The 25201-nt window shown below is 46.5% G+C and carries 24 protein-coding genes and 1 tRNA gene; 18 read left to right on the forward strand and 7 right to left on the reverse strand.

The features are described from left to right. Positions 1-3: 3 nt before the first annotated feature. Positions 4-2712, reverse strand: a complete 2709-nt coding sequence (copA, locus tag EPB59_RS02380) for a copper-translocating P-type ATPase CopA (RefSeq protein ID WP_195707035.1) — start codon at positions 2710-2712, stop codon at positions 4-6. A gap of 200 nt (positions 2713-2912) precedes the next feature. Between copA and gltX the strand changes: the two genes are divergently transcribed. Further along, on the forward strand, positions 2913-4337 hold the full coding sequence (gene gltX / locus EPB59_RS02385) for a glutamate--tRNA ligase (RefSeq protein ID WP_154171481.1): 1425 nt from the start codon (positions 2913-2915) through the stop codon (positions 4335-4337). Positions 4338-4631: 294 nt separating this feature from the next. Next, positions 4632-5600: an OmpA family protein gene (locus EPB59_RS02390; RefSeq protein WP_055029868.1), complete on the forward strand. Its 969-nt coding sequence runs from the start codon at positions 4632-4634 to the stop codon at positions 5598-5600. Positions 5601-5696: 96 nt separating this feature from the next. Here EPB59_RS02390 and EPB59_RS02395 read toward each other — a convergent pair whose 3' ends face one another. The 3 genes from EPB59_RS02395 to EPB59_RS02405 form a co-directional block, all read right to left on the reverse strand. Next, positions 5697-6203: a hypothetical protein gene (locus tag EPB59_RS02395; RefSeq protein WP_000045927.1), complete on the reverse strand. Its 507-nt coding sequence runs from the start codon at positions 6201-6203 to the stop codon at positions 5697-5699. 155 nt (positions 6204-6358) lie between these two features. After that, positions 6359-6435, reverse strand: a tRNA-Arg gene (locus tag EPB59_RS02400). Positions 6436-6477: 42 nt separating this feature from the next. After that, entirely contained in the window at positions 6478-7611 is a 1134-nt protein-coding gene (locus EPB59_RS02405; RefSeq protein ID WP_154171482.1) for a flagellar assembly protein FlgT, read from the reverse strand. 159 nt (positions 7612-7770) lie between these two features. Here EPB59_RS02405 and EPB59_RS02410 point away from each other — a divergent pair, with 159 nt between their 5' ends. Both EPB59_RS02410 and flgP read left to right on the forward strand, forming a co-directional pair. Beyond that, complete coding sequence (locus EPB59_RS02410) at positions 7771-8406, forward strand: FlgO family outer membrane protein (RefSeq protein ID WP_000759068.1); 636 nt, start codon at positions 7771-7773, stop codon at positions 8404-8406. Between the two features lie 10 nt (positions 8407-8416). After that, a complete protein-coding gene (flgP, locus tag EPB59_RS02415; protein ID WP_000805586.1) occupies positions 8417-8851 on the forward strand; it encodes a flagellar assembly lipoprotein FlgP in 435 nt (144 codons plus the stop codon). Between the two features lie 83 nt (positions 8852-8934). Here the strand turns inward: flgP and EPB59_RS02420 are convergent, their stop codons facing one another. From EPB59_RS02420 to flgA, 3 genes are all read right to left on the reverse strand, one after another. Next, on the reverse strand, positions 8935-9360 hold the full coding sequence (locus tag EPB59_RS02420) for a flagella synthesis protein FlgN (RefSeq protein ID WP_000729364.1): 426 nt from the start codon (positions 9358-9360) through the stop codon (positions 8935-8937). 57 nt (positions 9361-9417) lie between these two features. Further along, positions 9418-9741 (reverse strand): flagellar biosynthesis anti-sigma factor FlgM, encoded by a 324-nt coding sequence (gene flgM / locus EPB59_RS02425; protein ID WP_000907261.1) that lies wholly within the window; start codon positions 9739-9741, stop codon positions 9418-9420. A 129-nt stretch (positions 9742-9870) separates the two neighbouring features. Continuing rightward, positions 9871-10638, reverse strand: a complete 768-nt coding sequence (gene flgA, locus EPB59_RS02430; RefSeq protein ID WP_081017767.1) for a flagellar basal body P-ring formation chaperone FlgA — start codon at positions 10636-10638, stop codon at positions 9871-9873. Between the two features lie 56 nt (positions 10639-10694). Here flgA and EPB59_RS02435 point away from each other — a divergent pair, with 56 nt between their 5' ends. From EPB59_RS02435 to EPB59_RS02500, 14 genes are all read left to right on the forward strand, one after another. Continuing rightward, positions 10695-11621 (forward strand): chemotaxis protein CheV, encoded by a 927-nt coding sequence (locus EPB59_RS02435; RefSeq protein ID WP_000145782.1) that lies wholly within the window; start codon positions 10695-10697, stop codon positions 11619-11621. A gap of 10 nt (positions 11622-11631) precedes the next feature. Beyond that, the gene (locus EPB59_RS02440) at positions 11632-12459 is read left to right on the forward strand and encodes a protein-glutamate O-methyltransferase (protein WP_000125390.1); all 828 of its coding nucleotides are present in this window, start codon (positions 11632-11634) and stop codon (positions 12457-12459) included. A gap of 204 nt (positions 12460-12663) precedes the next feature. Then, positions 12664-13059: a flagellar basal body rod protein FlgB gene (flgB, locus tag EPB59_RS02445; RefSeq protein ID WP_001007978.1), complete on the forward strand. Its 396-nt coding sequence runs from the start codon at positions 12664-12666 to the stop codon at positions 13057-13059. A 4-nt stretch (positions 13060-13063) separates the two neighbouring features. Next, positions 13064-13480 carry a flagellar basal body rod protein FlgC gene (gene flgC, locus EPB59_RS02450; RefSeq protein WP_009356150.1) on the forward strand — a complete coding sequence of 139 codons (417 nt, stop codon included), beginning with the start codon at positions 13064-13066 and terminating at the stop codon, positions 13478-13480. Between the two features lie 17 nt (positions 13481-13497). After that, positions 13498-14205, forward strand: coding sequence for a flagellar hook assembly protein FlgD (flgD, locus tag EPB59_RS02455; protein WP_055051375.1), 708 nt, complete (start codon positions 13498-13500; stop codon positions 14203-14205). A 28-nt stretch (positions 14206-14233) separates the two neighbouring features. Continuing rightward, positions 14234-15538: a flagellar hook protein FlgE gene (gene flgE / locus EPB59_RS02460; RefSeq protein WP_055028291.1), complete on the forward strand. Its 1305-nt coding sequence runs from the start codon at positions 14234-14236 to the stop codon at positions 15536-15538. 182 nt (positions 15539-15720) lie between these two features. Further along, positions 15721-16470, forward strand: a complete 750-nt coding sequence (flgF, locus tag EPB59_RS02465; RefSeq protein WP_154171483.1) for a flagellar basal-body rod protein FlgF — start codon at positions 15721-15723, stop codon at positions 16468-16470. 19 nt (positions 16471-16489) lie between these two features. After that, the gene (flgG, locus tag EPB59_RS02470) at positions 16490-17278 is read left to right on the forward strand and encodes a flagellar basal-body rod protein FlgG (protein WP_055051373.1); all 789 of its coding nucleotides are present in this window, start codon (positions 16490-16492) and stop codon (positions 17276-17278) included. Between the two features lie 23 nt (positions 17279-17301). Then, positions 17302-18078: a flagellar basal body L-ring protein FlgH gene (gene flgH / locus EPB59_RS02475; RefSeq protein WP_055051372.1), complete on the forward strand. Its 777-nt coding sequence runs from the start codon at positions 17302-17304 to the stop codon at positions 18076-18078. A gap of 89 nt (positions 18079-18167) precedes the next feature. Further along, complete coding sequence (locus tag EPB59_RS02480) at positions 18168-19253, forward strand: flagellar basal body P-ring protein FlgI (RefSeq protein ID WP_055051371.1); 1086 nt, start codon at positions 18168-18170, stop codon at positions 19251-19253. A gap of 10 nt (positions 19254-19263) precedes the next feature. After that, a complete protein-coding gene (flgJ, locus tag EPB59_RS02485) occupies positions 19264-20202 on the forward strand; it encodes a flagellar assembly peptidoglycan hydrolase FlgJ (RefSeq protein WP_055028294.1) in 939 nt (312 codons plus the stop codon). Positions 20203-20391: 189 nt separating this feature from the next. Beyond that, positions 20392-22266 (forward strand): flagellar hook-associated protein FlgK, encoded by a 1875-nt coding sequence (gene flgK / locus EPB59_RS02490; RefSeq protein ID WP_055051370.1) that lies wholly within the window; start codon positions 20392-20394, stop codon positions 22264-22266. Between the two features lie 12 nt (positions 22267-22278). Further along, the gene (gene flgL / locus EPB59_RS02495) at positions 22279-23472 is read left to right on the forward strand and encodes a flagellar hook-associated protein FlgL (RefSeq protein WP_000934645.1); all 1194 of its coding nucleotides are present in this window, start codon (positions 22279-22281) and stop codon (positions 23470-23472) included. Between the two features lie 407 nt (positions 23473-23879). Beyond that, entirely contained in the window at positions 23880-25019 is a 1140-nt protein-coding gene (locus tag EPB59_RS02500) for a flagellin (RefSeq protein ID WP_000154826.1), read from the forward strand. The last annotated feature ends 182 nt before the right edge of the window (positions 25020-25201 follow it).

Consider the following 25201-nt stretch of genomic DNA (forward strand, 5'->3'; position numbering starts at 1 on the left):
ACCTCATTGAGAATGTTGGTCGAAAGAAATTTTGCTCCAGCGCAGTCGATTCGCATTGCTGACTACGGTAATGGAGGAGAGCGCCATCGCCGCACCGGCGACAACTGGGCTGAGTAAAAATCCAAACGCTGGGTAAAGCACACCCGCCGCGATAGGAATGCCCAGCGTGTTGTAAATAAATGCGCCAAACAGGTTCTGCTTCATATTGCGCACGGTGGCTTGAGAAAGCTCAATCGCACTGACCACACTGGTTGGCGATGAGTTCAAAAGTGTCATCTGTGCGCTCTCGATCGCCACATCACTGCCACTACCCATTGCAATACCAATGTCAGCCAGCGCTAAAGCTGGGGCATCATTAATCCCATCGCCAATCATGGCGACTTTACGGCCTTGTTGTTGCAAAGCTTGAATGTGCTGCGCTTTTTGGTCTGGCAGCACTTGCGCTATCACTTGCGAGATACCGAGCTCTTTGGCAATCGCATTGGCAACCGAAGCGTGATCGCCAGTCAGCATCACGGTATGAATTCCAAGCTCATTGAGCTTACGTACCGCTTGTGCTGAGGTGGGTTTGATCGGATCGGCAATGGCTAATACACCTTGCAACATGCCGCGATAAGCCACTGCAACCGGAGTCCATACTTGTGCTGCAAACTGCTCTAGAGTCGATTCAGCCATCGACAAATCAATGCCTTGCTCTTTCATAAAAGTCAATGAGCCGACAAGCACGGTTTGATTTTGGTAATCGGCTGAGAGGCCACGCCCACGTTGGTTAGTGAATTGGCTGATCTCCACAGGGCTAATATTGCGCTGTTTCGCGTAATCACAGATCGCTTTAGCCAGTGGGTGTTCAGATTGCTGCTCAAGGGCATAGGCTAGGGCAAGTAATTGGTTTTCATCACCCTGCATGACATGCAGTGATTGAATACTCGGTTTGCCTAAGGTCAGAGTCCCCGTTTTATCAAACACGACGGTATCTACCTGACTTGCGGTCTGCAGTACATTGGCATCGCGAATCAAAATACCCATCTCTGCCGCCTTGCCGATACCCACGGTAATGGAGAGCGGAGTGGCAAGCCCCAAAGCACAAGGGCAGGCAATGATCAGCACAGTCGTCGCAACGACTAGCATGTAACTGGCTTTAGGATCTGGGCCATACAGATACCAAAGTGCGGCAGACAAGATGGCAATGAACACCACGACAGGGACGAAGACGGACGAAATCTGGTCTGCTAAACGAGCCATCGCAGGTTTACTGCTTTGCGCTTGTCTTACCAGCTGGATAATACGAGCCAGCATAGTTTCCGAACCAATGCCAGTAGCAGTGATCACTAAGCTGCCATCTTGGTTCAGAGTACCTGCCGCCACTTTCGCACCTGCTTCTTTAAGAACTGGAATCGGCTCACCGGTGAGCATGGATTCATCCAGATAGGAGTGGCCCGTACTGACTACACCATCGACAGGAACTTGCTCTCCGGGTTTGATGCGCAGTGACATCCCCATTTGAATATCCGCGACAGCGATGGATTGATCGCCTTGTTCAGTCACCAACGTCGCTTGCTGTGGTTGTAAGTTAAGCAAGGCTTGCAATGAGCGATTCGTATTGCTTTTGGCTTTGGTTTCAATGTAATGACCCAATGAAATCAAACCAATGATCATTGCCGTTGCTTCGAAGTACACATGACGCGCTGCATCAGGAAACGCTTGCGGCCAAGCCACCACGAGCATGGAGTAAAACCAAGCAGCCCCTGTACCCAATGCGACGAGAGTATCCATTGTCGCTCTGCCATGAGTCAGTGCTTGCCACGCATTAATAAAGAAGTGGCGTCCGGCAGTGAGCAGCAGTGCGAAACTGATGACGCCGATTCCACCCCATACCATTTGATCACTACTATTGCGGATCATCATGTTGCCGCCAAACACGCCCCACAGCATTAAAGGCGCACCCAGAGCGATACCCAATAAGGCACTCTGTTTATGCTCTTTTTGTAAGGCATCGAGTTGCGCTTGCTGTTTGGCTTGCTGCTGTGCTGGGTCATCCAAGATCTCGGCTTGGTAGCCTGCACTTTGAATGGCGTTAAGCAGTGGTTGCGGATTGGCGAAATTGGCTTTTACCAAGGCACTTTGCTCTGCGAGGTTAACTTGCGCACTCTGTACTCCCTCAACAGAAAGTAGGGCTTTTTCCACCGATGCCACACAACTGGCGCAAGTCATCCCTTTAATAAGAAGGGAGAGCGTTTGGCTAGACGCCTCAGTGGGTTCTGTGTTCGAGGAGTTCTTAGCGTCAGGCGTGTCGGTTTTCTTCTCATCAATAGAGGCTGCTGGTGCTTGTGTAACTTCGATAGCCTGATAGCCCACTTCCGCCACTAGCGCTTTCACTTGTTCAGCGTTTAAGGTTGTGACGAGTGAAAGCTGATCTTTACTGACTTGTAGTTTGGCAATTTTTGCTTGCGCGTTGAGGTGCGTGGTCAGTTTATTCACACAGCGACCACAGTTTAAACCTTGTAGCTGATAAGTTTGCTCAGTGCCGCCTTGATAACCCAGCGATTCAATACTGGTTAGCACCTCATTTAAGGTGGCATTGGTATGCAGTTCTATCGAGGTTGGCGTCAGCGTTTCGATCTCAACGGTGAGATCTTGATTGAGTTGGCGCTCCAATTTTCGAGCACAGCCCATGCAATTTAGGCCACGCAGAGGTAAGGCAAAATAGTTCATTTTCATTCCTCCCATTGGAATGAGAATAAGGATAAACCTTTACCTTAAGGTAAGGTCAACCCTTACTTCTCGCACTCATTTTGGTGAGTGTGAATTTGCCGAAAATCGTGCGTAGCATCGCGCTAACTCGGGTGTTAGAATACCGCCCAAAATTTCGCATGCTGAGCACTCAGCAAAAGAATCTCACAAAGGTAATTCAAATGACGGTTAAAACTCGTTTTGCGCCTAGTCCAACTGGGTATCTGCACGTTGGTGGTGCGCGTACAGCACTCTATTCTTGGTTATATGCTAAAAGCCAAGGTGGTGAATTTGTTCTGCGTATTGAAGACACCGACCTAGAACGCTCTACTCAGGCGGCGGTAGATGCCATCATTGAAGGCATGACGTGGTTAGGCTTGGAATGGGATGAAGGTCCATACTACCAAACCAAACGTTTTGACCGTTACAACCAAGTGATTGATCAGCTTTTGGCTGAAGGCAAAGCCTACAAGTGCTATGCCCCAAAAGAGCTGCTGGATGAAATCCGCGCTGAGCAAGAAGCGAATAAAGAGATGCCTCGCTACGATGCGAATCATCCAAAAATCAAAGCGGTCAATGAAGCAGCGAAAGAAGGCGAGCCTTGCTGTATCCGTTTCCGTAACCCGAAAGAGGGTAGCGTCGTTTTTGATGACCAAATTCGTGGCCGCATCGAAATCCGTAACGACCAACTGGATGATCTGATCATCCGTCGTACTGATGGCACTCCAACCTATAACTTCTGTGTAGTGGTAGATGATGTCGATATGGGGATCAGCCATGTGATTCGTGGTGAAGACCACATCAACAACACGCCACGCCAAATCAACATTTACAAAGCAATGGGCGCTACCATCCCAACGTTTGCACACTGTGCAATGATCTTGGGTGATGACGGTGCCAAGCTATCTAAGCGTCATGGCGCGGTTTCTGTAATGCAATATCGTGATGACGGCTACCTGCCAGAAGCGTTGCTGAACTACTTAGTGCGTTTAGGTTGGGGACATGGCGACCAAGAGATCTTCTCTCGCGATGAGATGATCAACCTATTCAGCCTTGGCGCAATTTCAAAATCTGCGTCAGCGTTTAACACTGACAAACTGCTGTGGTTGAACAACCACTACATCAAGACTTCAGAGCCTGAGTATGTGGCGAAACACCTTGAGTGGCATTTTGATCACCAAGGCATTAACAAAGCAACTGGTCCTGTTTTAGCTGAAGTGGTGAAGTTGGTGGGTGAGCGTTGCAATACCCTAGTTGAGCTAGCGCAGCAATCACGTTACTTCTACGAAGATTTTGCTGAGTTTGATGCTGATGCAGCGAAGAAACATCTACGTGGCGTAGCGAAAGAGCCATTGATGCTAGCTCTTAGCAAGATTGAAGCACTCACTGAATGGAATACCGAAGCGCTGCACCAAGTGATCGCACAAGTGTGTGAAGAGCTTGAGATCGGTATGGGTAAAATCGGAATGCCACTACGTGTTGCAGTAACAGGTGGCGGTCAATCACCTTCTGTGGACGCGGTGATGAACCTTATTGGTCAAGAGCGAGTCATTGCACGTATCAAGATGGCATTAGCCTTTATTGAAACTCGCGAAGCGAATGCATAGAAACTTAATTGCATAGAAAACAAAGCCGCAGCACAAACTGCGGCTTTTTTATTATCTATTGAAATCTTTATCTCGTACTATAGTTTTGGGTTAACGAGTTGTGTTTTAGACTTTTCTCATTTTTAGCAAAGACGTGACAAAATAATAACCTAACAGCCCTTTTTCTTTTTATTTCATCCGTTATAGTGATGCCGACAAAAAGGTGTTCTGGCTCGCATAAGAGTCAACCTCTTTGAACGGTCGTTAATCCATCATTGATTCGCGACGATAATCATAAAGAAAAAAGGAAATACCATGAAAAAGCTAGCGGCAATCATTTCAACGACGTTACTTTTTGCTTCTTCTGCGGCAGTGGCTGAAGTGTATGTCGGAGGTAAAATCGGTAAATCTTGGTTGGATGACGCATGTCAGTCTGGTCAACCTTGTGATAAGGATGACACGACGCTTGGTGCGTTTGTAGGTTATGAAGCAAACAAGTGGCTCTCTCTTGAAGCAGGATACGATTACTTAGGTAAATTCACTGCTGCAGGATTGGCTGATGAAAAGGTAAAAGCCATCACGCTAGCACCGAAACTGAGCCTACCTCTTACTGAAGGTATTGCCCTTTACGGTAAAGTCGGTGGTGCTTTTGTTGATTACGGCAGCAAGGATGATTACTCATATCTAGGCGCAGCAGGTTTGGAGTTCAACACCAACCACAATGTAACAATGCGTCTGGAATATCAAAATATTACTGACATCAATAACGACATCGTACGTGCAAGCGGAGAAAGTGCAACGCTTGGTGTGGTGTACAAATTTGGTGGCAGCCAAGAACCCGCTCCAGTTGTAGAACAACGCCCTGCAGAACCTGCACCAGTGGCAGAACCAGTGGTAGAGAAAGTTGCGGTAACAAAAACGTTTACTTTCCAACACCTGGACAGCAGCACTTTTGCTACAGCAAGTGCAGAGCTAAAACCTGCAACGGTTAAGAAGCTGGATAAAATTGTGGGTTACCTAAACCAATACCCACAAGCGAAAGTTGAAGTTGTTGGTCATACAGACTCAACGGGCTCTGACGCTTACAACCAAAAACTGTCTGAGCGTCGCGCTCAAGCAGTAGCAAAAGCACTGGAAGCTCAAGGTATTGATGCTTCTCGTATCTCTGCTAAAGGTCTAGGTGAAAGCAGCCCAATCGCTTCTAACGCGACAGCAGAAGGCCGCGAAAAGAACCGTCGTGTTGAACTAGTGATCCCAGAATTCCAGTACCAAGTGACTGAGTAATTTCGGTAATCATCGAGATTTAATTAACAAAGGCCCGTAAGGGCCTTTGTTTTTTTCAGCAAACCAAATTTTACTCTTTGAGCGTGGAGGTGTGGGTTACTTGAGATCAATACTGTTTAAGCGCCCCATAAAAACTAAGATATCTAAGCAATCTTTATGAGCCGCCAGCAATGCTTTTTTGGTTTTTGTGTAAGCCGCTAACTTGCCGTGTTTGTTGATGGAGCACACCACACTGCGGAAATGACATTTACCTTGTGTGTCATATTCTCGCCATGCCGCGATATAGCAGGCATCTCTTGCTTCGGGGTTGTCTAGCGTTGGCCTAGGTTTATGGATGATTTTCGGTTCTAAGCTGTGTGGTAAGCGAGTCATTAGATAGGGATCTTTTAAAATACGTCGCCAAAATTTGCCCCACATTGCGGAGCCTAATTCATTGCGCAGCAGAATCGCTTTTTTAAGCCCTTTCTTTTCACCGAGCCGCACAAAACCGACTGAACGGTGCAAAACGCTATCGTCAGGAGTATGGATATGAATTTTATACGCGGTTTTCGCTTTTGAAATAAAGCGGTGTCCGGTATTGGTCTCTAGGTTACTTTTCGACATGCTGTGTTTTATAAATAAAACTGTTAATAGTAATAGTAGAGGATTTTATCTAGTGCGAGAAGAAATGTGCTGCAGGAATGACCAAAGATTGACATGAGGTGGTGGCAACAAAGTAAGACAAAATCTTTGTCAAAAAACTAACCACTTGAGAAATATGGCGCTCCCGACAGGATTTGAACCTGTGACCTGCCCCTTAGGAGGGGGCTGCGCTATCCAACTGTGCCACGGGAGCGAAGAGGAAAAAGGAAGTGTCCCGAAGAACACTTCCCATAGACTACATCTGTTTATGCATGACATCGCCGATTTGAATGCTGTAGGCGAGTTCAGGTTGATCAACAGTCAACTCCGCTTCATGTTCGTAAACACGTGAGACCGTCAGCGTGATCTCACTTTGTGTGACTTTGTTACGTGGCAAACCTTGCTGATCAATAAAAGCACCGGTGTGCCAGAGACGAAGTTTATCACCTTGTTGTACCCCGTGGATCCGGCCGAGATCCATGGTTGCGGTAGTACCAAATTTGGCGATGATCTGTGGCAGCGTAATCTTGCAAGAAATTTCTGATTCCAGATCGAGCATAATATTACGGCTTACACGTAACATCATCTCGCCATAGGTCGAAGCCCAAAAACGCGCACTACGCGTATCAATTTGACTGGTTTTAGGGAATGGCCAGCGTGCAACTTCACGATACGTTCGTGTCATCACCTCGTTACCAGTTTTCCCATCGAACACATTAATCTCCATAGCAAATTGGCGATTGATCAGGTCATCTTGCAACGTTTTTTGCTCGATGGTAGCTGTTAAATCAGTGATGACCCCGCCAATGATGTATTGCGCTCCTGCATCTTGAGCAATCATTTTTATACGTTCAGGCGCTTTGGGATCAATGTCGTATTGCGTAGTACCGACCGAAACAAAGCTACGTGATTCTTGCTCGATACGGCGATTAATCACCTGCGCAAAATCATCACCTACTTGGTAGATTTGTCCCATCACCGCTTGTTGAGGCGAGGCGAGATCAATGTTGCCGATCAGCATGGTCTTCTTGTACTGCTCAACGTGGCAAGCCGTTGCCGATGGGTAAATATCAATGCGGGTGCGCACGTACATAACGTTATTAGAAACTTTTCGATCCTCAATCAAGATATAACGGACTTCATGATTCGAGAATAAATACTCTCTACGATCAGATTCTAGGAGCGGCATTAAGTTGCTGATGCTGCCCATATCTGCCCCGGCAAAATTTACCGCTTTATATAAAGCGTCTTCCAATGCATGTAAGCGAGCCACCTCCTCTGAAGAGACTATGGCGGCAGAGCCTGTCACTTCATACCAAGCTGCTTGAACAGATTGGAGATAAAGACTCATCCAAAGCACTGAAATTATAGATAAAATATTTTTTTTCATTATAAGGTCCCAAGTGGGTATAAATTTTGCTTTTCAATTCCTAACTGATGTAGGCATTGCGATTCTAAATAATGACAGATTAAGAAAAGCAAGGAGCGTTCCAGTTTAATCGAGTGAGAACCTGAAACGCGCGCCATAGTATATCTGGAGATGAAGAGAATGAAAAAATGGCTTTCCTTAGTACCCGTTGTCTTGCTGACTTCGTGTGCATATGCCCCGATTTATAACGGTAAAGAACCGTATAATGGGTCACAGTTTATGTTGATGGAGAGTCCACGTCATACGTTGGATTTCTTTGTTGAGAGCATGACCGAAGATTTGATGCTCTCCAATACCAGCATTACGGCTCGTACGCCGATTGCAGTGACCTCATTTGTCGATCTACAAAACATGGATACGACAAACTGGTTGGGTAACTCGGTTTCCGAAGGTTTTATCCACCAATTCCAGCGTCGTGGTTTCAAAGTGGTTGATTTCAAAACGACAGGTTCGATCCAAGTGACTCAACAAGGTGATTTCGCTTTTAGCCGAGACTGGAAAGATCTTTCCCAACAGCAAGAAGTACAGTACGTACTGACGGGAACGATGTTACGCCAAGAAGGTGGGGTGATTGTGAATGCTCGTGTAGTGGGAATGCAATCACGCATCGTGGTGGCTACCGCGCAAGGCTTTTTGCCAGCTGATCGTATAGGTCGAGATTTGGATACGTTAAACAGTATCCGTACTCAGGATGGCGTGTTGATCCGTTCTGATCCGACCATCACACAACCCTACACAGTTATTTTGCGCCCATAGGAGAACAACAATGAAACCTGTTTTCCTGATTTTAGTCGCCGTGCTGATGATGACGGGATGCCAACCATTGCAAACCATGCGTCCAGATGATTGGCTTACCGCCGTAGGCTATGCCAGCATTAGTGAGCAAAAAGGTCGCAATGACGAAGAGAAACAAGTTCGAGCGATGCGCGCGTCTAAAATTGACGCTTATCGTGAGTTGGCTGAACAAGTATACGGTATGCGTATTAGTGGTCGTGCTGAATTACAAGATCAACGTCTTGGTACCGAGTTAACAGCCGGAGCGGTTGATGGGGTAATTCGTGGTGCAGAAGTGGTACGCAGCTATAAAGTGGGTGATAGTTATGTCACTGAGCTCAGGCTCGATATTCGCAAGATGGATAAGATGCGTGATTACGGTGAAGTACAGCAAGTTCCCGAAAAACGTCAAATGACCTTATTCTAATATAAACACACTCATCTCCCAGATCCAAAAAGCGGCATGATTGCCGCTTTTGCTTTTTTGTCTCGGTGAGCGGGACTATTTTGTTAGGCTTTGATATTAGTACCAAGAGTTGAAATGGTGTGCGTTTTGCCCGTAGCACTGTAAGTCATGCCGATTTTTCCGTGGCTTTGCTGCATCAGATTATTGAGTTTATTAAAGCTGAGCTGAGCACGCGCGAGTGCGTCGCCATTGATTTGGTTGGCTTGCTGACAATCGAGAATAATACTGCGGATTTGACTCACCAAATCATTAAGGTAAGCATCTTCAGTCAGGCTCGCGACGTGGGGATGCTTAGCAATGCGCTGGTCAGTCTGTTGTAGCTGATTAATCAAAGTCAGTTTCTGTTTGGCGATAGCTTCAATATCCACAGAGATCCGGCTGGTGATCGCAATTTTTTCTGCGTCGAGCACTGTCACTAATTCTTGTGCATTTTTTAGCTGAAATTCGACTAAGTCTTTTAATGCTGCCATGGTCAAACCGCCTGTTGATTGCCTTTTCTATTACAAGCTCTAAAGAGTGAGTATGACTTAGAAGCCACCCAGCTCTTTTTCGAATTTGATCATGTTATCGGCCAGTTTATCGGGATCAACGACATATGAACCGTTGGCGATCGCTTCTTTGATCGCCGCCACCTTGGCGCTATCAAAACTGGGTCTCGATGCCATTTCATTTTGCATTTCGCCAATGGCTTTGCTTTGTGAGCTAAGTGATACCGCATCTTGACCACCAGCCGATGAGCGTGAAACTGCTCCGGATTGAGGTGAAGAGTTGCTGGCATCAGAAGAACGCACACTTGTCCGGTTGGTCGTATTTAACGACTGCCCTGCGCGTATGTTATCAATACCTGCCATAGATGAGCCTTTTCAATAAACTTTAACGTGTACTGTCAATATCGACCGTGGTGGTCGGAACTTTAGCGACTTTTTTAACCAAATAGAAAATCACTTCGCACAAGCTTGTTAATAAGCAGGTAAGAGCGATCAAAACGCGACGGTGACTTCACCTACACCACTGACTTGCGCATCAATTATACGGTTAGATTTGTCATTTTTCACTTTTATCTGTTCACCAAGGATGCCATCAGACATTGCAGTGCCTTTGGTTGTGATCGACATACCAGATTTTCCAGCACGGATGACAACACTTTCATTACGACAGACGATACACACATCCTTTTGATCGATAACATCACCAATGCGGATATTTTTTTTGATTTTTGCACCTATCACGCTTTCGGGAGTGGAAAAACCTTGCCGCCGGAAACGCAGCAGATCTACCATACTCAACGTAACATCTTGTGCTGAAATCATTTGTCCTCGGCTGAGTGGATTTGCCGCCGTGATCAGTGGGATCGTAATCGTCAAGCGAACAGGTACATACACCCGCCAGTTATCGCTTTTACATTCCACGAGCACAGTAATATTTGCGGCAGAACCATTACTGGATGACGAATTCGTCACAAGTGATTCTGGGCAATCGGTCGCGAATAGACGATCGTCTATATTGGCGGCATTGACGACTAACTCTCCGCCAGTTGGCATCTCGACGGTACTCAGAACGTGATTTTCCGCGGCTTCTCTTATCATCGAAAGCTGCTCTGGCGTGGCCGAATTTGCCGCTAGACTAAAGAAAAACAATAAAAAGCCGATAAAGCTATAAAATATTTCACAGAAAGCTCTACACTTAGTTATGAAATGCGAATGGAGATCGATCTTCGGAAGCATTTTTCGTTTCTCTGGTTTCTTCATAGCCTGTAGTAGACTATCACTTTTTTTGGATAAAAGTTTGAGATGGAGATGAGCTTATGACGGGTATTCTTGATTCTGTGAATCAGCGTACGCAACTCGTCGGTCAAAACCGATTAGAACTATTAACTTTCCGTCTTAACGGCCGTCAGCGATACGGTATTAACGTTTTCAAAGTTAAAGAAGTCCTTCAATGCCCTAAGTTGACCGCGATGCCTAACTTACACCGTTTGGTTAAAGGAGTGGCACATATTCGTGGGCAAACCGTATCTGTCATCGATTTGAGTCTTGCGATCGGTGGGCGCCCAACCGTTGATGTAGACAAAAGCTTCGTGGTGATTGCGGAGTTTAACCGTACAATTCAAGCCTTTTTAGTGAGTTCGGTTGAGCGTATCATTAACATGCGTTGGGAAGCGATTTTGCCACCGCCTGACGGTTCTGGTAAAGCGAACTACCTAACTGCTGTCACCAATATCGATAACGAGCTGGTAGAGATTATCGACGTTGAGAAGATTTTGGCTGAGATTGCTCCGGTTAACGAAGCAATGACAAAAGATATCGGCCAAGAGATTGCACAAGTTGAACAAGAAAAAGAGATTGTTCGTCGTATTTTGATTGCGGACGACTCTAGCGTGGCACGTAAGCAGGTGCAGCGCGCAATTGAATCGATCGGTTTCGAGGTTATCTCCACCAAAGACGGTAAAGATGCTTATGAGAAACTGCTTGAAATGAGCCGCGAAGGCCCTATTCTCAATCAAATCTCGCTAGTGATTTCAGATATTGAGATGCCGGAAATGGATGGTTATACGCTGACTGCGGAAATCCGTCGTAGCAACGAACTGAAAGATCTTTATGTTATTTTGCACTCTTCATTGAGTGGCGTGTTCAACCAAGCGATGGTTGAGCGAGTTGGGGCAAACGCATTTATTGCGAAATTCAACCCTGATGAGCTTGGTAATGCGGTGAAAGCTGCGCTAGTTAAATAAAGAGAAATGAATGACTGCTATAACGATTAGCGACCAAGAGTATCGCGACTTTTGCCGATTTCTGGAATCTCAGTGCGGAATCGTACTGGGTGACAGCAAGCAGTATTTGGTGCGAAGTCGTCTAAGTCCACTCGTCACAAAATTCAAGTTAACGTCGTTGTCTGACTTGTTGCGGGATGTCGTGACAGGACGAAATCGCGATCTGCGAGTAGCAGCGGTTGACGCCATGACCACTAACGAAACCTTATGGTTTCGAGATGCTTACCCTTTTACGGTTTTAGCAGACAAGCTGTTGCCTGAAATGGCAGCCAATAAGCGTCCGATAAAAATTTGGTCAGCCGCCAGTTCATCCGGCCAAGAGCCTTATTCTATGGCAATGACTATCTTGGAAGTTCAGCAAAAACGGCCTGGTTTATTACCAAGTGTCGCGATTACGGCTACAGATATTTCTGCCAGTATGTTGGATATGTGCCGAGCGGGGGTTTATGACAATCTAGCGTTAGGTCGTGGTTTATCACCGGAACGACGCCGAATCTTTTTTGAAGATGCAGGCGATGGCCGAATGAAAATCAAAGATAACGTGAAGCGTTTGGTGAACTTTCGACCACAAAACTTGATGGAAAGTTATTCGTTACTCGGCAAGTTTGACATCATTTTTTGTCGTAACGTGCTTATCTACTTTTCGCCAGATATGAAGTCGAAAGTGCTCAACCAGATGGCGTCGAGTCTCAACCCCGGAGGGTATCTACTCTTGGGGGCTTCGGAGTCTCTAACTGGTTTAACTGACAAGTTTGAAATGGTGCGTTGTAATCCTGGTATCATCTATAAACTGAAATAATAAGTACGATCCATCTCATTTTGCCCAGCTTTTGCTGGGCTTTTTGTTTTTATTGACTCCGCACGTTCTGGGTAAAAGATGTCTTTGGCGCGGAGTTTGCAAATTTCATTTATCCCTATGCCGTGAGGGAGAAGATTTTAAAGTTGGTATGCTAATTGCAAATAATTTGAGTAATAACGGTCAGTTCTTATCGAAGAGGTAAACATGGCTATTTCTTTTGACAATGCCCTAGGCATTCACCAGCACACGGTGGGCGTACGTGAGCGCAACTCTGAGGTGATTGCCACCAATATTGCGCAAGCCAACACGCCAGGATTTAAGGCAAAAGGAATGGACTTCCAGAAGGCATTGCAAGCGGCAAGTTCGGGGGCAAGTATTAGTCTTAGCCGTACCGACGGTCGGCATATTCCTGCCTCTTCGACGGTCACTGGGGAAATTCTTTACCGCACTCCGACTCAACCGGACACGGGGGATGGCAATACGGTGGATGTGGATCTTGAGCGTAACTTGTTTATGCAAAACCAAATCCGTCATCAAGCCTCGCTGGATTTTCTTGGTGGCAAATTCAAGAACTTAACCAAAGCGATTAAAGGGGAGTAATTAGATGAGCTTATTTAGCGTATTCAATGTCACTGGTTCTGCGATGAGCGCCGAGTCGGTTCGTCTCAATACTACCTCAAGTAATCTGGCCAATGCCGATAGTATTAGTAGCTCAGCAAAAGATACTTATAAAGCTCGCCATGCCGTATTTGGTGCGGAACTGAGTAAAGCGCGTTTCAACCGCGAACCTAATGTTCCTGTTAAGGTGCTTGGGATTGTGGAAAGTGATAAGCCGCTGGTCGCTGAGTTTAATCCAGAGCATCCACTTGCCAACGACGAGGGTTATATCTATAAGCCAAACGTCAATGTGATGGAGGAGATGGCGAACATGATTTCGGCTTCTCGTTCATACCAAACCAATGTGCAGGTGGCGGATGCCAGTAAACAGATGCTGCTGCGTACGCTGCAGATGGGTCAGTGAGGATAAGGAGTTAACGTATGGCCGGAATCAATAATGTTGGTCAAAGCGGCTTGTCCTATATTGATCAGCTTAAAGCTCTTCAAGAGCAGAAAAAGCCGGATGAAACCACAGGGCAAAAAGCCCTTAAGCAAGAAGACTTTCTTTCTCTGCTGACTAAGCAGTTAGCACAGCAAGATCCATTCAAACCTGTCGGCAATGATCAGATGATTGCGCAGATGGCTTCGTTTGCCACGGTAGATGGCATCGGCAAGATGAACTCTCAATTTGAGAGTCTCAACTCATCGATGACTTCAAACCAAGCGCTGCAAGCTTCATCTCTAGTGGGGCGTGATGTGTTGGTGCCTGGGGCTGCAGGTATGAAGAAGCCTGATGGCGGAATGGCGGCAATGGTAAAACTGCCGCAGTCTATCGATAACTTATTCGTCCGTATTGAGAATGAAGCTGGTCAATTGGTACGAACCTTTGATGTGGGCGCCAAAGCTGCAGGCGATAACCGCGTTGAATGGGATGGAAAAGATCAGAACGGAAATCCGTTGCCGGGTGGCAAATATAAAGTAAAAGCGTCTGGCTTGCAGGATGGAGAGAGCAAAGAATTTGAAGTCTCCACTTATGCAAACGTCAACAGCGTTTTGTTAGGCAAAGGCGATGGTAACGTACTACTCAATCTGGCTGGTTTCGATGCACCAGTTCGACTTGCTGAAGTACTTGAAGTAGGCAAAGCGTGATTGCGCTAGCTAGATAGGAGAATTACTCATGTCATATATCTCTCTTAGTGGTTTATCCGCCGCGCAGATGGATTTGAATACCACCAGTAACAACATTGCGAACGCCAACACGTTTGGTTTTAAGGAGTCGCGTGCTGAGTTTGGTGACGTGTATTCCACTTCGCTATTTACCAATGCGAAAACAACGCCAGGGCAAGGTGTGCAAGCGGCAAAGGTGGCACAACAGTTCCACGAAGGTTCCAGCATTTACACCAATAACCCGTTGGATTTACGTATTGCCGGTACGGGGTTCTTTGCTGTAGCTAAAGACAAAATCGTACCGCAACAAAACGAGTTGACCCGTAACGGTGCGTTCCACTTGGATAAGAACAGCTACATGGTAACGGCAAACGATGAGTTTTTGCTGGGCTATGAAGTGAACCCAGATTCAGGTGATGTTCTGTCTTATGAGCCAAAACCTATTAATATTCCACCTCAATTCGGTAAGCCGAAACAGACCGCGAATATCGATTTAGGGGCTAACTTACCAGCCAACGGCGATCTTAAAGATCCTGCACTGTTTGATATTACAGACCCTGAAACGTATAACCGTACGACCTCATCGACTATCTATGACTCGATGGGACAACCTTATAAGCTGACCACTTATTACTTGAAAGATATGAATCAAGCGAATACGTGGCAAACGTACTACACCGTGACAGATAAGACGGGTGAAAAGCCAGTCAATGTTGTGGGTGGTGATGCGACAACTCCGAAAGGGCATGTGGGGCATACCATGCGTTTTAACAACGACGGTACTCTTGCGAGCCTAAACAACGGTCAACCGATTGTGACTGAACCGCTCGGTGGTGGTGCAAATCCAGTCGATCTGAATGGTGCAGACGTAACTCAAACCTTGTCGTTTAGTTTGGATTCAGCCACTCAGTTTGCTGCGCCTTTTGAACTGACTAAGTTTGACCAAGATGGTGCTACGACAGGCTTCTTGACCAAAATCGATTTTGACGAGAATGGTAGCGTATTGGCGACTTATTCGAATGGTCAAAACACAACGCTAGGCCGCGTGGCCTTGGTGCGTGTTGCTAACGAGCAAGGCCTTGATAAGAAAGGCGGAACGCAGTGGGATGCGACTCAGTTCTCGGGTGACAAGATCTGGGGGGAATCGAATAAAGGTTCTTTCGGCTCTATCAGTAATGGTTCATTAGAGCAGTCGAACATCGATATGACTCAAGAGCTGGTGGATTTGATCTCTGCTCAACGTAACTTCCAAGCCAACTCACGTGCGTTAGAAGTTCATAACCAGCTGCAACAGAATATTCTGCAAATCCGTTAATCCTTTTCAACCCCATTAAGCGGCAGCAAAGCGGCTTAATGGGGTTGCCTCTTTGCCCCATTGCCGCGGCAAACTTCAGAAATTTCCATCATATTTAAATCTATTTTATTGATTAATAAAGATTAATAAAGTTGGCACATTGCTTGCTTTATCTGCTCTAACTAACGATTTGGGAGCAGATTATGGACCGCGCATTGTTTCTAGCCATGAGTGGCGCAAAACAAAACATGCAAGCGATGCAGCTACGGGCAAACAACCTTGCCAACGTCAGCACAACGGGTTTTCGTGCTGATTTGGCGCAAGCGCGCTCAATGCAAGCTTACGGTGAAGGCCTCCCAACTCGTGTATTTAGTATGACTGAACGACCAGGGAATAATTTTGCCCAAGGCAGTGTGATGACAACGGGTCGAGATCTGGATATCACGATCCAAGGTGAAGGCTGGATTTCGGTGATGGATAAAACTGGTAAAGAAGGCCTAACCCGCAACGGTAACCTACGTATTGATGAAACGGGTTTATTGCTTAATGGCAATGGTCATCCGGTATTAGGCGAAACGGGTGCACCAATTACCTTACCTGTCCCACTGGCTAAAGTGGAAATTGGTGGTGACGGTACCATCTCTGTTCGTCCACAAGGTGCGCCTGCGGATGCGATGGAAGTGGTTGACCGGATCAAATTGGTTCGTCCAAATAATCAGTCTCTATTTAAAGATGTGAATGGCTTGTTCCGCGCAACGGATCCCAACACTCAGTTTGAGGCCGATGCTAGCGTGAAAGTGCTTACCGGAGCACTGGAAGGCAGTAACGTGAACGCGATTGGTGAAATGACCAGTCTGATTGATTTGCAACGTCAGTTTGAAATGCAGGTCAAGATGATGAGTACCGCGGAAGAGATGGATAAATCTTCCGATTCACTGCTGCGCACAAGCTAATTTAAGGTAGGAGTCAGGTATGCAACCAGCACTATGGGTCAGTAAGACCGGCTTAGATGCCCAACAAACCAACATTGCAACAATTTCAAACAACCTTGCCAACGCCTCAACCATTGGTTTTAAAAAGGGCCGTGCAGTTTTTGAAGATCTGTTTTACCAAAACATTAACCAGCCTGGTGCGCAATCCTCGCAAAACACGCGTTTGCCAAGTGGTCTCATGCTAGGCGCAGGTTCTAAGGTCGTAGCAACCCAAAAGGTGCACACCCATGGTAATGCGCAAACTACGTCCAACAGCTTGGATATGATGATTGAAGGTGATGGATTTTTCCAAATCCTGATGCCAGACGGTAACATTGCCTATAGCCGTAATGGCCAGTTCACCTTAGATGATGAAGGTGCGATTGTGACATCCGGTTCTGGCTATCGTTTGCAACCTGAAATTGTCATTCCGCCGGATGCCATTTCTATCACTATCGGCAATGATGGTGAAGTATCGGTACGCGTTCGCGGTCAGCAAAATAACCAAGTTTTAGGGCAAATCACCACGGTAGATTTTATTAACCCTGGTGGTTTAGAACCGATTGGGCAGAACCTCTATTTGCCAACTGGTGCCAGTGGTGATCCGCAAGAAGGGGTACCGGGTTTGGATGGTTTAGGGGATGTTCGTCAATCCATGCTAGAAACCTCGAACGTGAACGTGACGGAAGAGTTGGTGAACATGATAGAAGCGCAGCGCGTGTATGAGATGAACTCTAAAGTCATTTCTGCCGTCGATAAGATGATGAGCTTCGTTAACCAACAACTGTAATTGCTAACTAAGAGATGGCCGCTATGAAACGTTTTCTTGCTTCTGGCTTACTGATTTTGCTCTCCGGTTGTAGCTTGGTGCAGCCACCGATTGAGTCTGCTAATACCATTCAAGGCACCACCACCGTGGATGCAGTGGAAGGCGATAAATCAGAAGGAAACTCAGGATTAACCGATGCACTGCGTAACCGTACCGATCCGGTAGCGGGCGATCCTGCATGGGCGCCTATTCATCCGAAAGCCAAGCCAGAACATTATGCTGCGGAAACCGGCTCACTGTTTAATTTGGCCAGCGGCAGTAGCATGTATGATGATTCTAAACCCCGTGGTGTAGGTGACATCATTACCGTTACCTTGAATGAAAGCACTAAAGCAGCAAAAAGTGCAGATGCAGATCTGAAAAAGAAAAATGACTCTAAGATGGATCCTCTTGCCGTTGGTGGCAAAGATTTGACCGTCGGTGATTACAATTTTTCTTACGCGTTGAAGAACGACAACAAATTTTCTGGCAGTGCCGCGGCTAACCAAAGTAACAGCATGTCGGGTTCGATTACCGTTGAGGTTATTGAGGTATTGGCCAACGGTAACTTAGTGATTCGCGGGGAAAAATGGCTGACGTTGAATACGGGGGATGAGTATATCCGCTTGAGTGGCACCATTCGTCCAGATGATATCGACTTTGACAATACCATTGCTTCTAACCGAATTTCTAACGCACGAATTCAATATTCGGGGACGGGAACCAATCAAGATATGCAAGAACCTGGATTCTTGGCACGATTTTTTAATGTCTCATTATAAGTCGAGCCGCTGGGCTAATTTTTTGACAGCATAGTGAACGGTGAGGCCCTTTGGCCTCATCGTTTTTTTAAAGAGTAAGGTAATCCACCATGAGAAAATTCACGATATTATTGATGATGTTGCTGGTCTCCAGTGCTCAGGCGGCACGGATCAAGGACGTCGCGCAGGTTGCCGGAGTGCGCAGTAACCAATTGGTGGGATACGGATTGGTTACGGGTTTGCCGGGAACTGGCGAATCAACCCCTTTTACTGATCAAAGCTTTAACGCCATGCTGCAAAGCTTCGGCATTCAATTGCCACCCGGCACCAAGCCAAAAACCAAAAACGTTGCCGCTGTAATTGTCACGGCTGATCTGCCTGCATTTTCTAAGCAAGGTCAAACCATCGACATCACCGTCTCTTCGATTGGTTCGGCTAAGAGTTTACGCGGTGGTACTTTGATGCAAACTTTCTTAAAAGGTTTGGATGGTCAAGTTTACGCCGTTGCGCAAGGTAACTTAGTGGTCAGTGGCTTTAGTGCGACTGGCGCAGATGGTTCAAAAATTGTCGGTAATAACCCAACCGTTGGCATGATTTCCAGTGGTGCGATTGTTGAGCGTGAAGTGCCAAACCCATTTGGTCGTGGTGATTACATCACCTTTAACCTATTTGAATCCGATTTTACTACTGCGCAGCGTTTAGCTGATGCTGTGAACCAGTTCTTAGGGCCTCAAATGGCTTCTCCGGTCGATGCAGCATCGATAAAAGTGCGTGCACCACGTGATTTGAGTCAGAGAGTGGCTTTTTTGTCAGCCATTGAAAACTTAGAGTTCAATACGGCGGAGAGTGCGGCAAAAATTATTGTTAACTCACGCACCGGTACTATTGTGGTTGGGCAAAATGTACGCCTCAAACCGGCTGCGGTCACTCATGGTGGTATGACGGTAGCGATTAAAGAAAACCTCAATGTCAGCCAACCGAATGCGCTAGGTGGTGGTCAAACCGTGGTTACGCCTAATTCCAGCATCGAAGTGACAGAGAAACAGGGCAAAATGTTTAAGTTAGAACCGGGTGTTACGTTGGATGATCTGGTTCGTGCGGTAAACGAAGTGGGTGCCGCGCCTTCTGATTTGATGGCGATTTTGCAAGCACTGAAGCAAGCGGGTGCCATCGAAGGTCAACTGATCATTATTTAAGGAGTGAGCCATGATTAATAATCCCAATGACATTGGCTTTATCCAAGATATTGCAGGTCTAGACAAGTTGCGCCAAAAGGCGATCAATGGCGATGAAGGTTCAGAACAATCGGCTCTGACGGCGGCAGCACGCCAGTTTGAGTCGATCTTTACCTCGATGATGCTTAAATCAATGCGTGATGCGAACAGCGATTTTAAATCAGACATGTTCGGAAGCCAGACGGAAGATACCTACCGACAAATGCTCGATGAGCAGATGGCGAGTGAGTTTAGTTCCTCAGGTTCGCTGGGTTTGGCTGATATGATTGTTGCCCAACTTTCAACCGGACAAACTCCGGCAGACAAAAAAGGCGATGATGGTTTCCAAGAAGCCATGCGCCGTGTAGAGCATGCCCGCAAAACCGCCAGTGAGCGCAGTAATGAAGATTTGGTGGCGGCAGTTTATCCACTACGTAAAACACAAGCGGTACAATCAACCCAGTTTGATTCTCGCCAGGCATTTGTCACCAAGCTAAAACCGTATGCCGATAAAGCGGCTCGTGTGCTTGGGGTTGATTCATCATTGCTGATTGCTCAAGCCGCTTTGGAAACAGGGTGGGGGCAAAAGATGGTGAAAAATGCTCTTGGTAACAGCAACAACCTGTTTAACATTAAAGCCGATCGCAGCTGGCAGGGGGAAAAGGTTGCCACTCAAACACTGGAATATCACAATAATGTTCCTGTGATGGAGAAAGCGGCATTCCGCTCTTATGCGAACTTTGATGACAGTTTTAATGACTATGTCCGTTTCCTTGAGAGTAACCCACGTTATACCGATGCATTGGATCACGGTGGCAACAGCGAACGTTTTATCTATGGTATCCATCGTGCAGGTTACGCTACCGATCCTCAATATGCGGATAAAGTCCTGCGCGTAAAAGCGCAAATTGACCAAATGAATCTGCTGTAATTCGTCCGCCGGAATTTTTCCGGCGGCACTCTTTTGCTTGTCCTCTATCTTTGGCTTTCTGTATTACCAATATCGTTAACTCTCTATTTTTATTAGATTAAAACTCTAAATTATAAACTGGCATACATATTGCAATTACCGAAAGGATTCAGTGATTTTTACTGATTAATATCGGTTTTCGGGGGCAGTATGGCGTCTGATCTTCTGAATGTGGGTACGCAAAGCGTACTGACGGCTCAGAGACAACTCAATACCACAGGTCATAACATTTCTAATGTTAATACAGAGGGTTACAGCCGTCAGTCTGTGATCCAAGGGACCAATATGCCCCGCCAATATGGCGGTGAAACCTACGGTATGGGTGTGCATGTGGAAAATGTTCGCCGCTCGTGGGATCAGTTTGCCGTGAAAGAGCTGAACATTGCCTCTACCGATTACTCTTTCAAACGGGATACCGAAGAAAACTTGGATATGTTGTCTAAGTTACTCTCTTCCGTGGCTTCGAAAAAAATCCCTGAGAACCTCAATGAGTGGTTTGATTCGGTAAAAAGTTTAGCCGATTCGCCTAATGATTTGGGTGCCAGAAAAGTGGTGCTCGAAAAGGCGAAACTCATTTCGCAAAACCTCAATGATTTTCATGAAACCGTTCGCCTGCAAAAAGATATTGCCAACAAAGGTTTAGATCTTGGTGTGGAGCGGATTAACCAACTTGCGATTGAAATCCGTGATCTGCAGCGTTTAATGATGCGTGTTCCTGGTCCACATAACGATCTGATGGATAAGCATGAAAAGCTGGTGGCAGAACTGTCGCAATACACAAAAGTCACCGTAACCCAACGGAAAAACGGTGAAGGCTTTAACATCCATATCGGTAATGGACACACCTTAGTTTCTGGGAGTGAGGCGAGCCAACTCAAAGTGATCGATGGCTTTCCTGATACCCAGCAACATCGCTTAGCCATGATTGAAGGGAAAGCGCTCAAAGCCATCTCTGCGCGTGATATTGGCGGCAAAATGGAAGCGATTTTAGATATGCGTGATGAACACATCCCGTATTTGATGGATGAAGTCGGTCGCCTTGCTATCTCGTTCTCTCATGAAGTGAACACGCTACAGTCACAAGGCTTAGATTTACGCGGCAATGTGGGCAGCGCGTTGTTTACCGATGTCAATTTGGACGTCATTGCCCGCTCACGTGTTGTGACCAACAGTAATTCTAAAGCCGATATGGCCGTTTTTATTGATGATGTCAGCCAACTGAAAGGCGGCGAATACTCCATGCAGTACAACGGTAGTGAATTTGTCGTAACCTTACCTTCCGGCCAACAAACCGTGTTGCCCGTAGTCAAAGGTAATGTGTATGTCGATGGTCTGCGGGTTGAAGTGCGTAATCCTCCGCAAGTTGGGGAGCGCATTTTAGTGCGCCCAACGCGTAACGGTGCTGCGGCAATTCGCCTTGCAACCGACGATGCGACAAAAATTGCCGCTCAGAGTTTTGAGGCTTCGACCACCTTTGCCCAAGGCAAAGCAAAATTCAAAATCTTGCAGGCAGGAGCCGTGCGTGAGTTTGAAGTACATGTTTCGCCTACGGGTGATCAATTTGCCGTGACGGACACCAAAGGCAACATTTTACTGCAGCCTCAACCTTATCCCCCTTCAGGCCCTGTCACGGTACAGGGCACGACTTTCGAGTTAACGGAAGGGGCTTTGCCAAACGACAAATTCACGGCAAACCTTGTTCCATCGGAAGGGGATAACGGCAACCTGCGCAAAATGATCAATATTCAAACCGATAAAAAAGTGAACGACAAAGAGTCGACCATTATCGATCTGTACCACAACCTCAATACGGATGTGGGTTTAAAAATGGCGACCATGACCCGTTTAACCGATGTTGCGCGTTTGGAAAAAGAGGCGGCGCAGTCGCGCATTGCTTCCATTTCTGGCGTTAACCTCGATGAAGAAGCTGCCAACATGATGAAGTTTCAACAAGCCTATATGGCGTCATCACGCATTATTCAGGCTTCGAATGACACGTTTAATACCATTTTGGCGTTGCGATAGGGAGATGGGTAAATGTTAAACCGAATCTCTAGCTTCCATAACTATCAAGCGGTTCAGAACGACATCCGTCGTCAGGAATCGAAAGTTTTTAATAACCAGGCGCAATTAGCGTCCGGGAAAAAACTGCTCTCAGCGAGTGATAATCCACTGGCCACGCACTACATCCAAAATGTAGGGCAACAAGAAGAGCAGTTACGCCAGTATCTCGATGCCATTGTGTTGGTGCGTAACCGTTTAGAGCACCAAGAAGTGATTATCTCGAACACTGAAGAGTTTTCAGACTCCGCGAAGCGAACGGTGATGGAGATGATCAACGGTTCGTTATCACCAGAAGATCGGGTGGCGCGTGCTCGCGTATTGCAGGAAATGGCGAGCAACTTCCTCAACCTTGCTAACGTGCAGGATGAGTCAGGCAACTATATTTTTGCCGGTACAAAGCCCAAAAATCAGCCATTTTTCCGCGATAACCAAGGAAACGTGAGTTACGCCGGTGATGACTATCAGCGCAAAATGAAGATCTCCAACAGCTTGGAAATACCATTTAATAATCCAGGCAGCAAAGTGTTTATGGAGATCCCCAATCCTTTTGGCAGTTATGAACCCAATTATGCATTGCAAGAGGGCTCTGAGTTGCTCTTGGAGCGCGCCGTCAATCTCAATCCTGATGATACAGCCGCCTATCGCGTGACCTTTGTGGATATGCCAGATGGCAATAATGGTTACCAATTAGAACGTAATGGTAGCGTGGTGCAAGCGGGTGAGTTTGACCCGAAAACTGGAATTCAATTTAACGAACTGAATATTCAGGTGAAAGGGCAGATCACCAAAGGTGATGCAATTGATCTGACACCTCGTGATACCTACAGCGTATTTGATACGTTCCGCGATGCGATTCGTTATGCGGAAGGTTCGGTTTCCGATGCATCCAATACCGCGAAGCTGCATCAAATTGTCGAAGAGTTTCATACGGCTTTTATTCATCTCAATAAAACGAGAACCGATATCGGCGCACGTTTGAATACCCTCGATATTCAGGAAGAGCAGCACGAAGATTTTAAAATCAGCCTCGCGAAATCCAAAAGCACTTTTGAAGATTTGGATTACGCCGATGCCGTGATTGAATTCAATGAGAACTCTCGTGCTCTTGAAGCATCACAAAAAGCATTTGGAAAAACTAAAGATCTCACGCTGTTTAACTACATCTAACCTTCAATGCCTTATGTGCTTACGCCATATGTGCGAAGTGAGTTGAGTTAAAAAGTGGCGCGAAAGTTGCTTTTACAACATTAAGCCTCGGTGAAAAGTTGTACAGGTGGCCAAAGCGGCAAGTCAGCGGCAAAAAAGGTTGCCGCCAGACTGAATCGGCAACCCTGAGTCGCTGATTAAATAAATAAAGTAGTGTAACTCATTGAAAATAAGCGATGTATATCAGTGAAAGCCAAAATAAAGAAAGTTGGCACACAAATTGAATAAAATACATCAGAGTTGTTGTAACCGGTTTTTAAATCCGCCTTAGGGCCGATTTGGCAAGTTATTCACGGTCAGTGCTTCCAAAAGAGACCAAAGCTGACCGCTTCGCAAATGAGCTTGCGAACTCGATAGGAGAGCAAACTATGACCATTAACGTAAATACCAACGTGTCGGCGATGACCGCACAACGTTACCTGACTAAGGCGACGGGAGATTTAAACACCTCCATGGAACGTCTTTCATCAGGTAACCGCATTAACAGTGCAAAAGATGACGCGGCAGGCCTGCAGATTTCAAACCGCTTAACGGCGCAATCTCGTGGTCTGGATGTGGCAATGCGTAACGCCAACGATGGTATTTCGATTGCTCAAACCGCTGAAGGCGCGATGAACGAATCGACCAGCATTTTGCAGCGTATGCGTGACCTCGCCCTACAATCGGCGAACGGCACCAACTCAGATTCAGAGCGTCAGGCTTTGGACGAAGAGTCGAAAGCACTGCAAGATGAACTGAACCGTATCGCAGAAACCACGTCGTTTGGTGGTCGTAAGCTACTCAATGGTTCGTTTGGTGAAGCTTCATTCCAAATCGGTTCTAGCTCAGGTGAAGCGATCATCATGGGATTGACCAGCGTGCGTGCGGACGATTTCCGTATGGGTGGCCAATCTTTTGTCTCCGAACAAGCCAAAACCAAAGAGTGGGGGGTACCACCTACCGCTCGTGACCTGAAGTTTGAATTCACCAAGAAAGATGGTGAGGCGGTTGTGCTCGATATCTCAGCCAAAAGTGGCGACGACATCGAAGAGTTGGCGACTTACATCAACGGTCAAACCGATCTGTTCAAAGCATCGGTGGATCAAGATGGCAAACTGCAGATTTTTGTTTCTGAACCGAATGTTCAAGGCAACTTCAATATTTCCGGTGGCCTAGCAACTGAACTTGGCCTCAATGGTGGCCCAGGTGTGAAAACCACAGTACAAGACATTGATATCACGAGTGTCGGTGGTTCACAAAACGCCGTGGGTATCATCGATGCCGCATTGAAATACGTGGATTCGCAACGAGCAGACCTCGGTGCGAAACAGAACCGACTCAGCCACAGCATCAGTAACCTGTCGAACATTCAGGAGAACGTGGAAGCGTCGAAAAGTCGGATTAAAGATACGGATTTTGCGAAGGAAACGACGCAGCTTACCAAATCTCAGATTCTGCAACAGGCAGGAACTTCAATTCTTGCCCAAGCAAAACAGTTGCCAAACTCTGCAATCTCGTTATTGCAGTAGTTCCCAGTACCTTCATTAATGAGCTCAGACGTGGGTATGTAATGAAGGGACTTTGGCAAAGTGTGATTGTGGGATGTTAGCTGAGCTCTCTCACTCAAACTGCTCAACTAGCTAAACAGAATCATACGCCCTTAATGGTTAGCCGAAATGTGTTCATTTCTCTTGATCTCCACATTGGCGAT

The sequence above is a fragment of the Vibrio metoecus genome, from assembly GCF_009665255.1.
Taxonomy (GTDB): Bacteria; Pseudomonadota; Gammaproteobacteria; order Enterobacterales; family Vibrionaceae; genus Vibrio; species Vibrio metoecus_B.

What these genes read in the sequence shown, in the direction of transcription:
- flgK (WP_055051370.1), top strand. Translation starts at nt 20,392, where the DNA reads ATGGCGTCTGATCTTCTGAATGTGGGTACGCAAAGCGTACTGACGGCT.
- EPB59_RS02390 (WP_055029868.1), top strand. Translation starts at nt 4,632, where the DNA reads ATGAAAAAGCTAGCGGCAATCATTTCAACGACGTTACTTTTTGCTTCT.
- EPB59_RS02410 (WP_000759068.1), top strand. Translation starts at nt 7,771, where the DNA reads ATGAAAAAATGGCTTTCCTTAGTACCCGTTGTCTTGCTGACTTCGTGT.
- flgJ (WP_055028294.1), top strand. Translation starts at nt 19,264, where the DNA reads ATGATTAATAATCCCAATGACATTGGCTTTATCCAAGATATTGCAGGT.
- EPB59_RS02405 (WP_154171482.1), bottom strand. Translation starts at nt 7,611, where the DNA reads ATGAAAAAAAATATTTTATCTATAATTTCAGTGCTTTGGATGAGTCTT.
- EPB59_RS02440 (WP_000125390.1), top strand. Translation starts at nt 11,632, where the DNA reads ATGACTGCTATAACGATTAGCGACCAAGAGTATCGCGACTTTTGCCGA.
- copA (WP_195707035.1), bottom strand. Translation starts at nt 2,712, where the DNA reads ATGAACTATTTTGCCTTACCTCTGCGTGGCCTAAATTGCATGGGCTGT.
- EPB59_RS02435 (WP_000145782.1), top strand. Translation starts at nt 10,695, where the DNA reads ATGACGGGTATTCTTGATTCTGTGAATCAGCGTACGCAACTCGTCGGT.
- flgL (WP_000934645.1), top strand. Translation starts at nt 22,279, where the DNA reads ATGTTAAACCGAATCTCTAGCTTCCATAACTATCAAGCGGTTCAGAAC.
- EPB59_RS02395 (WP_000045927.1), bottom strand. Translation starts at nt 6,203, where the DNA reads ATGTCGAAAAGTAACCTAGAGACCAATACCGGACACCGCTTTATTTCA.
- flgC (WP_009356150.1), top strand. Translation starts at nt 13,064, where the DNA reads ATGAGCTTATTTAGCGTATTCAATGTCACTGGTTCTGCGATGAGCGCC.
- flgM (WP_000907261.1), bottom strand. Translation starts at nt 9,741, where the DNA reads ATGGCAGGTATTGATAACATACGCGCAGGGCAGTCGTTAAATACGACC.
- EPB59_RS02420 (WP_000729364.1), bottom strand. Translation starts at nt 9,360, where the DNA reads ATGGCAGCATTAAAAGACTTAGTCGAATTTCAGCTAAAAAATGCACAA.
- flgP (WP_000805586.1), top strand. Translation starts at nt 8,417, where the DNA reads ATGAAACCTGTTTTCCTGATTTTAGTCGCCGTGCTGATGATGACGGGA.
- EPB59_RS02480 (WP_055051371.1), top strand. Translation starts at nt 18,168, where the DNA reads ATGAGAAAATTCACGATATTATTGATGATGTTGCTGGTCTCCAGTGCT.
- flgB (WP_001007978.1), top strand. Translation starts at nt 12,664, where the DNA reads ATGGCTATTTCTTTTGACAATGCCCTAGGCATTCACCAGCACACGGTG.
- flgD (WP_055051375.1), top strand. Translation starts at nt 13,498, where the DNA reads ATGGCCGGAATCAATAATGTTGGTCAAAGCGGCTTGTCCTATATTGAT.
- flgF (WP_154171483.1), top strand. Translation starts at nt 15,721, where the DNA reads ATGGACCGCGCATTGTTTCTAGCCATGAGTGGCGCAAAACAAAACATG.
- flgG (WP_055051373.1), top strand. Translation starts at nt 16,490, where the DNA reads ATGCAACCAGCACTATGGGTCAGTAAGACCGGCTTAGATGCCCAACAA.
- EPB59_RS02500 (WP_000154826.1), top strand. Translation starts at nt 23,880, where the DNA reads ATGACCATTAACGTAAATACCAACGTGTCGGCGATGACCGCACAACGT.
- flgE (WP_055028291.1), top strand. Translation starts at nt 14,234, where the DNA reads ATGTCATATATCTCTCTTAGTGGTTTATCCGCCGCGCAGATGGATTTG.
- flgH (WP_055051372.1), top strand. Translation starts at nt 17,302, where the DNA reads ATGAAACGTTTTCTTGCTTCTGGCTTACTGATTTTGCTCTCCGGTTGT.
- gltX (WP_154171481.1), top strand. Translation starts at nt 2,913, where the DNA reads ATGACGGTTAAAACTCGTTTTGCGCCTAGTCCAACTGGGTATCTGCAC.
- flgA (WP_081017767.1), bottom strand. Translation starts at nt 10,638, where the DNA reads ATGAAGAAACCAGAGAAACGAAAAATGCTTCCGAAGATCGATCTCCAT.